General features: G+C 60.1%; 2 protein-coding genes and 1 pseudogene. All 3 read right to left on the bottom strand.

The genetic code is table 11. The features are described 5' to 3' along the window. Positions 1–228: pseudogene (gatB, locus tag ACIP1X_RS28705) on the bottom strand (Asp-tRNA(Asn)/Glu-tRNA(Gln) amidotransferase GatCAB subunit B); the annotation flags it as partial. A gap of 10 nt (positions 229–238) precedes the next feature. Next, on the bottom strand, positions 239–1,690 hold the full coding sequence (gene gatA, locus ACIP1X_RS28700) for an Asp-tRNA(Asn)/Glu-tRNA(Gln) amidotransferase subunit GatA (RefSeq protein ID WP_400755954.1): 1,452 nt from the start codon (positions 1,688–1,690) through the stop codon (positions 239–241). A gap of 16 nt (positions 1,691–1,706) precedes the next feature. After that, positions 1,707–1,994 (bottom strand): Asp-tRNA(Asn)/Glu-tRNA(Gln) amidotransferase subunit GatC, encoded by a 288-nt coding sequence (gatC, locus tag ACIP1X_RS28695; protein ID WP_007901429.1) that lies wholly within the window; start codon positions 1,992–1,994, stop codon positions 1,707–1,709. Positions 1,995–2,181: the final 187 nt, after the last annotated feature.

Genomic DNA, 2,181 nt, shown 5'->3' with positions numbered 1-2,181 from the left:
GAACACGTTGTGCTGACCGATCTCGGCGTCAATCGCCAGACCGAACATCACCGCCATGCGCACCGCTTCCTGGTTCAGCACCGGAAGAACGCCGGGCATGCCCAGATCGATCAGGCTGGCCTGGGTGTTCGGCTCGGAACCGAATGTGGTGGAACTACCGGAAAAGATTTTCGACCGGGTGGTGAGCTGAGTGTGAATCTCCAGCCCGATCACGACTTCCCATGGCATGTGTGTCTCCTCAGAAGCCGGTTGGGGTGCGGGTGTGCCAGTCAGTGTTCAACTGATACTGGTGCGCAACATTGAGCAAACGGCCTTCCTGGAAATACGGCGCGAGTAGCTGCACGCCAACCGGCAATCCGTCGACAAAACCGGCCGGCATCGACAGGCCCGGCAGGCCCGCGAGGTTGGCGGTGATGGTGTAGACGTCTTCCAGATAGGCAGCGACCGGGTCGCTGTTCTTCGCGCCAAGCTTCCAGGCCGGGTTCGGCGTGGTTGGGCCGAGGATGATGTCGACTTCATTAAAGGCAGCCATGAAGTCGTTCTTCACCAGACGACGGATCTTCTGCGCTTTCAGGTAGTAAGCGTCGTAGTAACCGGCGGACAGCGCATAGGCACCGACCATGATCCGGCGCTGGACTTCCGGGCCGAAGCCTTCGCCACGGGAGCGCTTGTAAAGGTCGATCAGGTCTTTCGGTTGCTCGCAGCGATGACCGAAACGCACGCCGTCGAAACGCGACAGGTTCGAAGAAGCCTCTGCCGGCGCGATCACGTAGTACGCCGGAATCGCGTGCTGCATATTCGGCAGGCTGATTTCCTTGATCACGGCACCGAGCTTCTGCAGCTCTTTAATGCTGTTCTGGATCAGCTCGGCGATGCGCGGGTCGAGACCGGCGCTGAAGTATTCCTTCGGCACGCCGACGCGCAGGCCTTGCAGCGAATCGCCGAGGCTTGCGGAGTAATCCGGAACCGGCTCGTCGATGCTGGTGGAGTCGTTCTGATCGAAGCCAGCCATACCTTGCAACAAAATTGCGCAGTCTTCAGCCGTGCGCGCCAACGGGCCGCCCTGATCGAGACTGGAGGCGTAAGCGATCATGCCCCAGCGCGAAACGCGACCGTACGTCGGTTTCAGGCCGGTGAGGTTGGTGAACGCTGCTGGCTGACGAATCGAACCGCCGGTATCGGTGGCCGTCGCCGCTGGCAACAGACGAGCGGCAACTGCGGCCGCCGATCCGCCGGACGAACCGCCCGGTACGTGTTCCAGATTCCACGGGTTTTTCACCGCGCCGTACCAGCTCGACTCGTTGGCCGAACCCATGGCGAATTCGTCCATGTTGGTCTTGCCCAGGGTGACGGCGCCGGCAGCGGCCAGCTTCGCGACCACGGTGGCGTCGTACGGGGCCTTGAAGTTGTCGAGCATCTTCGAGCCGCAACTGGTGCGAATGCCCTGGGTGCAGAACAGGTCTTTGTGGGCGATCGGCGCACCGAGCAGGGCGCCGCTCTCACCGTTGGCGCGGCGGGCATCGGCGGCTTTCGCCTGCTCGAGGGCCAGCTCTTCGGTGAGGCTGATGAAACTGTTGAGCTGCGGATCGAGCTGGGTGATACGCGCCAGCAGGACTTTGGTCAGCTCTTCGGAGGAAAACTTTTTATCGGCGAGACCGCGGGCGATCTCGGCCAGAGTCATTTGATGCATTGCAGGCTCTTTCCCTTTAGTCGATGACTTTCGGAACCAGATACAGGCCGTTTTCGACCGCTGGTGCGATGGACTGGTAGGCCTCGCGGTGATTAGTCTCGGTCACGACGTCGGCACGCAGGCGCTGACTGGCTTCCAGCGGGTGGGCCAGAGGCTCGATACCGTCGGTATTAACAGCCTGCATTTCGTCGACCAGCCCGAGAATGCTGTTGAGGGCGGAAGTAATGTGTGGAAGATCAGCATCATTGAGGCCAAGGCAGGCCAGATGAGCAATCTTTTCCACGTCGGAGCGTTCTAGCGCCATCGGGATTCTCCAGTGGAAAACAGAACACACGGCGTCCGTGTGTTAGATTGTTCGGAACACTACCGCACTTCTACGGTCATAAGGCCGCGATTGTGGGGCTTGGTGCACAGAAAAGCGGCCAATTTAACATATTGGCGCCTTGCCCAAAATCCCTGTCGTTGTTAGAGTTTGCCGCACTTTTTTACCC

The sequence above is a fragment of the Pseudomonas sp. NPDC088885 genome (assembly GCF_044750025.1).
Lineage (GTDB): Bacteria > Pseudomonadota > Gammaproteobacteria > Pseudomonadales > Pseudomonadaceae > Aquipseudomonas > Aquipseudomonas rustica.
This window is presented reverse-complemented; position numbering and strand designations above follow the sequence as displayed.

Excerpts from the sequence above, each read along its gene's own strand:
- gatC (WP_007901429.1), bottom strand. The coding sequence starts at position 1,994 with ATGGCGCTAGAACGCTCCGACGTGGAAAAGATTGCTCATCTGGCCTGC.
- gatA (WP_400755954.1), bottom strand. The coding sequence starts at position 1,690 with ATGCATCAAATGACTCTGGCCGAGATCGCCCGCGGTCTCGCCGATAAA.